Genomic DNA, 7,258 nt, shown 5'->3' on the forward strand with positions numbered 1-7,258 from the left:
TACTGGTAACCCTCAGTATTCGATTCAGCCGTAATCCGGTGATTGTTGATATCGATAGGGTCGGCAGTTTCGGGATGGGCGGCTGGCAGCAGCTGTGATGGACTCACACTTGGCAAGCCCTTTGGGCTCTTGGTTAACCGTCCACGGAATGTTTGCTGGCGACTGTTTCGCGCCGCGCCCGTACATCCCATCTCGTCAAAAATCGATATGCGTGCAGCAGGGAACTTCTGCCACAATCTGCCGATGGCACAGTCCAGAGTGCGACTCCGCTCGGCGACCGCTGACGATCACGCTTTCGTCGTCGAGATGGCCCGCCATGCCTGCATTATCGAAGACTGGCCACTTCCTGACCCCGGTGACGGCGAAGTGCTCGAATTGCTCCCACCTGTTGGCATCGTGCCGATCCTTGCCGAGGATCACAGCGCGATCGCTATCGGTGCGGTGTGGACGTACCATAGCAATCCGCCATTGCGCACTGATGCGGCCGGGTCGCCATTGCCGGAACTCTGCATCGCTGTCGCACCAGGCTCGCGGGGAGCCGGCATCGGCGGCTTGCTTCTGGATGCACTGTTCGCCGAGCTTTCGCCACATGCAGAAGCAATGTGCACTAATGTCCATGTTCGCAATCCGGCCAAACATCTGTACGAGCGCAAGGGATTTCGCGTGGTGGGCCAAGGCAATGGACCCCTCGGCATCGCTATGATCAAAGATTTGCGATGAAGGGCCTACGCGTGGATGCCGCGTTCTCGTTGGTCTAGGTTCGGATTTTGCGCGATGATGCCATGTGTGCCGACTTTGATCCCGCCGGCGATATCCGCTGTCTCCTCATCCGTCGTTGTCGGTGGGCTCTATTGCGTTGCTCCGACCGTGGCGACTGTCTGACGCTCGCGCGGTCGTGGACGCCTTCAATGACCCCGAGATCCAACGCTGGCATGTGCGGCGCGCCGATTCTGAGGACGAAGCGCGCCAGTGGATTAGCGAGTGGCGTGACGGGTGGACTGCAGAGGCTCAGTTGAATTGGGCGCTGGTTGACCGCACCAGCGATTCATTGACCGGCCGTATTTCGCTCAAATGCGTGGATTTGCACGATGGTTCAGCTGAAGCGGCGTACTGGATGGCGCCAGCGTGGCGTGGACGAGGACTCTGTTCTCAAGCCCTTACTACTTTGTGTCAGTGGGCATTCCGTGAAGTCGGTTTCCAGCGGATTGGGTTGGAGCATTCGGTCGCCAACCTCGCCTCTTGTCGGGTTGCGGAGAAGGCCGGGTTTCGCGTGGAGGGCATCCGGCGGAGTGCTGCGTTGCACGCTGACGGCTGGCACGACATGCACGTGCATGCGCTTCTGGCCGGTGATACGCAGGACCGCCGGTGATGAGCGCTGCTTTCGGTCGAGTGGATGCGTTGGACTTCGTCGCGGCGCGGATTCCTGTCTTCGACGGTCAGCGTTGCCCGAGGATCGCGATCGACGGGCCCGACGGTGCCGGCAAGACCCATTTCGCGGACGCACTAGCCGAACTTCTACGAGACCGACAACGACCAGTCGTCCGAGTATCACTCGACGACTTTCACAACACCCGCGAGGTTCGGTACCGGCTGGGCCGTAGTTCGCCTGAGGGGTTCTGGTCAGACTCCTACAACTATCGCCAGTTCTATACCGATGTCCTTGTCCCGTTTCGGCCCGGCGGATCTCGGCGATACCGCACCGCCTGCCATGACGTCACCACTGACACGATTCTCATGCCGGAGCCGCAGCTGGCCGCCCCGGGCACAGTGCTCGTGGTGGACGGAATCTTCCTGCACCGCAACGAGCTTGCCACTAGCTGGGACCTATCCGTGTTCCTCGATGTTCCCTTCATCGAAACCGCACGAAGGATGGCCTTGCGAGATGGAAGTAACCCAGACCCGGACCATCCCACCATGCGGCGCTATGTTGAAGCGCAGCGCCGCTACTTCCGAGAATGCAAGCCTCAGGATCGAGCGACGATCCTGATCGCAAACAGCAACCACGAATCGCCAGTAGTACTCCGCGGGTAACCAAACGAACTGCGAGCACGCGCACCCCCCGCTGCCTTCAGAGGTGATCGGGGCCCAGTGGCTTGTCCACAGAACGGGCAAGGTGTTAGCAGTGTCGGCTCTCGACCAGATATCGAGTCCTACCGATCGAAAGGTATTTTAGACTGGTCTCGAGCTGCCTGTTCGCCGTGAGACAGTGGTGTCGTGGGGGATAGTGCGGGTGAAGGTACTCGCTCGGCTTTTGTTCGTTTTTGGGTGGCTGCGGCACTCAGTTCCATCGGGTCGGCGATCTCTGCGGTCGCGATGCCCGTCTTGGTCGTCCAGTTGCTCGGTGCCAGCCCATTCGAGGTTGGCGTGGTCAACGCCGCACAGTTTGTTCCGTACGCGGCCCTTGGACTTGTCGCCGGGGTGTATGTCGACCACTGGCGCCGCAAACCTGTGCTGGTGTGGGCCAGCGTGGGGCGTGCTCTGAGCCTGGGGCTGGTTCCAGTTCTGTGGTTGGCCGGCAGTCTGCAGATGTGGATGCTGGTCGTCGCGTTGCTGGCGTTCGGGGCGTTCTCGGTATTCGGGTTCGCCGCCACGCAATCATTGCTTCCCCGACTGGTACCGACGGGACAATTGGTTGCGGCGAACGCGCGTCTCGATCAGGCCGACGCTGCCGCCCAAACCCTCGGCCCGGCGATGGGCGGTGGACTCGTGGGCCTCTTGGGCGCTCCCGCGGCCATCGTCGTCGACGCGATCAGTTACCTCGTCGAGGCTGTGCTGATTGCGAGCGTCCATGCCCCCGAACCCCAACCAGAACCACGCTCGCGCCACCTCCGTCACGAGATCGGCGAAGGCCTGAAATGGACTTACCGCCACCGGACTCTCGGTCCGCTGGCAGTGTCGACACACATATGGTTCCTCGCCAACGGGGCAGCGATGACAGCGCTTTCCCTGCTGGCCCTGCGCTCCATGGGGTTCACCCCCTACGCATTCGGAATGCTATTGACGGTCTTCGGTGTCGCGAGTCTGATCGGGGCCTCGTTGGCACCGTCGACCGGTGACCGAATAGGGGTGGGACGGGTGATCATTCTGGCGCGCACCGCATACCCGATCACGTGGCTGCTCGTGGCCTGCGCCCCTGAATCCAGTTTGGGCGATGCAGTGATTTTCGTTGCGTTGGGATTCCAAGGGATCGCAGCCGGCATCGAGAATGCCAACGAGATGGGCTACTGGCAGACGCTTACACCGGACCGGCTGCTCGGGCGCGTGAACGCCACGAGGCGCTCCATTAATCAGACGATGGGCGCTTTGGGAGCGGTCCTGGGCGGCTTGTGCATCGGCGCCTTCGGTGAGCAATTCACGCTCGCTACCGCTGTCGCTGGTTTCGCGGTCGCAGCGGCCATTGCCGCGTCATCAGCGCTTCGAAGACACGGCAGCTAGGTGGAATACGTCTCACACCAATGCAAGTCGCGCCTCGGTGGGGTGATTCCGCTGTATTCGGTGCGATCGGTCTGTCTGCTGGATCGGCGCTCAGAGATGGGGTCGTGGAAGGCTCGTGGAGTCATCGATGGGTATCGGCGGCTTGGGTGCGGCTTGAGGTCGTTTACGGTGTCAGCTAGGAGATCGGGATTTCGGATTCATCGCCGTCCTCGACATCGTGAATTGTCGCGTTATCGTCCTCGCGTAAACGTCGAGCCCAGCGTTGATAGGCCGATTGCTGCGAGATACCCAGGGCCTCACCTATTTTCGCCCAAGATACGCCGGCCAGATGCGCCTGGAGCACTACGTCGGTGAGCTGCGTTTTGGCTGCTTTAGCTGTCGCGCGCGCCTGACCGAGGGCGTTCGTGGCCACCTGGACCGCGCCGCGGGCGTCGTCGAATGCGGCCGCCGCGGCTCCTAGTGACTCAATGTGGACGTCGTAGGGCCGAACCGGGGGATCGAGGTCGAACAACGTGGGCTCGGAGGTATCCGTGTCCGGTTCGTCTTTGTCGTCGGTGGGGCAAACCTGCGGAGAGTCGGTCGTCATGGTTCGTCCAGGTGGTGTTGTCGGAGTGTGCTTCCGATCGGTGGCGGATGCGTACTGCGCCCAGGTGTTGCCGGCTTCGGCGGCGTGTTTTTGGGTGACTTGGTCGCTGTAGCCGAGCATTTCGGCGACGACCGGTGGCGGTATTTGCGATACGAGTTCGCGAAGGGCTCTGTTGCGTGAGCCCAGCAACTCGATGCCGAGCCATCGAAGCCGATGCATGATTGATTGCGGGTCGAGGTGACGGCCAGCCCGGCTGCTGGGAAACAGCCAGGGCGTGGCGATGGCTCCGCCGGTGGTGCGTTGATTGGGCCGGTTGTAGAGGTGATGGTGCAGCTGGGAGGCGAACGGCTCGGGCACCGGGGTGGGTTCTTTGCCCAGCGCGATACGGGTCTCGGCGCCTACCCGGATGACAGCGGTGGTCTGCAGGCCGGCGATCTTCGTCAACGGCTGCGCGTAGAGCAGCAGCAGGATTCCAGCGATCCGGTAGGGAAGACTCTCGGAGTCGCCGGTGAGGAGTTCTTTGAGCCACGCGAGGCGCTGGTCTTGGGTGATGGTCGGGGATGTTCTGGCTTGTCGGTGCTCGATGGTGATTGAGGTGTTGATCTTGCTGCGTTTGGCCCAGACGAAGAACGTCCGGATCGAATGGCGGGTGGTCGGACCTGAGGCCAGGTATTCATCGACGTCCTGCTGGCTGCAGGTTGAAGCGGTGCGGTCGTGGGTCTGCTCGAGCCAGGTCAGGAATTTGATGGTTTCGGTGATCTCTTGTTGTGCTGCGCGTTTGGGTCCGTCGGTTCCTTGGCCGGGCTTGGACTCGCTGCGCAGGCGGCGCAGGTGGTGCCAGGTGGCGAACTGCTCCACGGGTCCTCGCACTGTCGGGGAGTCGATGGCGTCGAGTTTGGTGGCGAGCCAGCGTTCGAATCGTGCGAGGTGTTCGTCGCGTGGTGGGAGGAGGTGGTGGTGCACCAGCATGCTGCGTAGGTGTTCGATGTGTCGGCCCGGGCCGGCGGTGTCGAGGCCGTCGTGGGTGAGGGGTATTGCGCCGGAGGTGATTCCGCCGAGGAGCTGCAGTACCTGGATGTTGCGCTTCCAGGTGAGGATGCTTTCGGGCCGGTCGACGCCGCAGAGCACTTCGAGGAGGGTTTCCATGGCGGCCGGGTCGGCGGGATGGTGCAGCAGGATTTTGCACAGGTCGTCGCGTAGAGCGCATCGTGCGCATTCGCCGCGGCGGTGGATTTCGCCTTCGTGGCCGCAGGTGCGGCAGGCGTAATCGCCGGGGATGGCGGCGCAGGTCAGGCAGACCGGCCGTGGGTCGGTGCGGTTGAGGCGGCCGGGAAGGACGCCGTCGTGCCCGCAGTTGGGGCAGATGCCGTGGGTGCGCATCGCAGTGTAGAAGCAGCTGTGGCACAGCTGATCGCCGGGCCAGTAGACGCGCAGTGTGTTGGCCTTGCGATGGCAGCGGCTGCATTCGTAGTGACCGGTGGTGACGGGTGGGCGTCCGCGGCGCCTGGATCGTGGCTTGGGATTAATCGGGGCCATCGGTGATGACCCGCGCCCGCCGTGGCCGGACCGACTTGTTGAGTTCGACCACGTTCGGCGGCGGGGTAGCGGCTGCCCCGGATGCGGTCTTCCGGCGTCGGACGTCGGTGGCAGTGACGGTCACCAGGTCCTCCACGCCACAGCCGAGGATGTCGCATAGCGCGGCCATCAGTTGCAGCGAAACACGTTCGGGCCGTTGGTGGACAACACGGTAGACCTGGGGTCGGGAGAGCTGAATGCCACGTTCGGCCAGGCGGGGGATCAGGTCAGTGCTGTTGTGCATGCCATGCGCGGCCATGAGCTCGGCGAGGCGCCAGGTGTAGTCGACTTCGCGTTTCATGATGATTCTTCCCCGAAGGAGAGCGCATCTTTGACGGTCTGATCGAGCATGCGGCGCAGTGTGCGGGTGCGGTAGTCGCTGGATACACCGGTGTAGAGGGATGTGGTGCTGGCGACATCGTGGCCGGCCTGGTCTTGGACGAATTTGGCGTCCCAGCCGTCCTCTATGAGGTGGGTGATGTGCGAGCGGCGAAACGAATGCAGATCCAGTCCGGCCGGCAGATCCAGTTCGTCGCAGTAGCGCCGGAAGCGGCGCAGCAGGGTGGTCTCAGCGATCAGGCTGCCGCGCTCGCTGGGGAACAGGTCAATGCTGTCGTCGATATACGGTTGGCCGTGGGTGAGCCAGTCGGCGATGACTTCGGGTGTCCAGTCGAACACCGTGAACACGGTGCGCCGCTTCGGCGGTGAGCCTTTTTTGGCCTTGCCGTACCGGATCAGAACCGCGCCATAGCGCCCGAATTCGGCGGCGTGCGGATTGCGCGAGAAGTCGACGGTCTGCAGGTGTCGCAGTTCATTGAAGCGCAGCCCGTAGGAGTAGGCCACCTTGAACATCACCGAGTCGCGGTAAGCCGGCAGCCAGCCCTTCTTACGGGCATTGGCAATCAGGGACACTTGCTCGTCGGCATGATCGAAGAAGTCCTGCAGCTCCTTTTTGGTGAAGGGCCGCTTGAGCGGATTCTGCTCGTTGTCTTGGACGTGGGCAGCGGTGTTCCACTCGAAGAACACTTGCGCAGGGTGAGTGCCGAAGCGCTGCTCGCATACCCGATCCCAGCCGTAGTCCGGATCAGCGATGTACGAGCAGAACAACCGTAGGCCGTTCTGGTAGCCGCGCACGGTCGATTGCGCCCGGCCTTTGATGCCGCGCAGATCGGCGAAGAACTCTTCAACCATCGCCGGTGTCCAGGCCCAGGGGTACTCGTTGCAGTGGTCGATGAAGCGGCGCACCAGGGCGATGCGCTTGCTGATGGTCTCGTGGTCGAGGTTGCGGCACAGTTGCTGGTTGCGCCAGCCGTCGAGCATGTCCTCGACGGTTTGGGCCTCCGGATGCAGCAGCGGAACTGACCCGACCAGAACCACGCGACCGCTCTTGTCGACGGGCAATTCAGCCTCCCAGGACGTCTCATCTGATGCATCATTGAATCATCTAATGAATCATTACCACATCGCCGCAGGTAGGTCCATCGCAAAACGAACGTTCGCCGATGCGTGTCGCGGCGGCCAGCCGGAGAGGGGGTCATGCATACTCGTTCGCATCCACCGAAAACCCCTGGTGTCCAGGCTGTTTCATCCATGGGTACCGGGTCGGTAGGCGAGAGTCACACGATTGCTGCGTGATTCATCGGATGAAAATGCAGTGATTCA

At 62.3% G+C, this 7,258-nt stretch carries 6 protein-coding genes and 1 pseudogene; 4 read left to right on the forward strand and 3 right to left on the reverse strand.

Translation table 11 applies throughout. The annotated features are described in order from the left end of the window. Window positions 1-243: 243 nt before the first annotated feature. The 4 genes from AB0876_RS34065 (at window position 244) to AB0876_RS34080 (ending at window position 3,435) form a co-directional block, all read left to right on the forward strand. Window positions 244-720 (forward strand): GNAT family N-acetyltransferase, encoded by a 477-nt coding sequence (locus tag AB0876_RS34065; RefSeq protein ID WP_157835606.1) that lies wholly within the window; start codon window positions 244-246, stop codon window positions 718-720. Between the two features lie 121 nt (window positions 721-841). Further along, window positions 842-1,369 carry a GNAT family N-acetyltransferase gene (locus tag AB0876_RS34070; protein ID WP_225330065.1) on the forward strand — a complete coding sequence of 176 codons (528 nt, stop codon included), beginning with the start codon at window positions 842-844 and terminating at the stop codon, window positions 1,367-1,369. Next, window positions 1,369-2,031, forward strand: a complete 663-nt coding sequence (locus AB0876_RS34075) for a nucleoside/nucleotide kinase family protein (RefSeq protein ID WP_043988409.1) — start codon at window positions 1,369-1,371, stop codon at window positions 2,029-2,031. Before AB0876_RS34070 ends, AB0876_RS34075 begins: the two co-directional genes overlap by 1 nt. A gap of 183 nt (window positions 2,032-2,214) precedes the next feature. Then, window positions 2,215-3,435, forward strand: a complete 1,221-nt coding sequence (locus tag AB0876_RS34080; RefSeq protein WP_043988410.1) for an MFS transporter — start codon at window positions 2,215-2,217, stop codon at window positions 3,433-3,435. Window positions 3,436-4,066: 631 nt separating this feature from the next. On the opposite strand, the pseudogene AB0876_RS34085 reads toward AB0876_RS34080, so the two are convergent. The 3 genes and pseudogenes from AB0876_RS34085 to AB0876_RS34095 form a co-directional block, all read right to left on the reverse strand. After that, a pseudogene (locus tag AB0876_RS34085) lies at window positions 4,067-5,401 on the reverse strand (hypothetical protein); the annotation flags it as partial. A gap of 142 nt (window positions 5,402-5,543) precedes the next feature. Further along, window positions 5,544-5,897: a helix-turn-helix domain-containing protein gene (locus AB0876_RS34090; protein ID WP_043988411.1), complete on the reverse strand. Its 354-nt coding sequence runs from the start codon at window positions 5,895-5,897 to the stop codon at window positions 5,544-5,546. Then, window positions 5,894-6,997, reverse strand: coding sequence for a tyrosine-type recombinase/integrase (locus AB0876_RS34095; RefSeq protein WP_232004317.1), 1,104 nt, complete (start codon window positions 6,995-6,997; stop codon window positions 5,894-5,896). The genes AB0876_RS34090 and AB0876_RS34095 overlap by 4 nt, the downstream gene beginning before the upstream one ends. Window positions 6,998-7,258 lie beyond the last annotated feature (261 nt).

The sequence above is a fragment of the Mycobacterium sp. NPDC049093 genome (genome assembly GCF_040704635.1).
Classification (GTDB): domain Bacteria; phylum Actinomycetota; class Actinomycetes; order Mycobacteriales; family Mycobacteriaceae; genus Mycobacterium.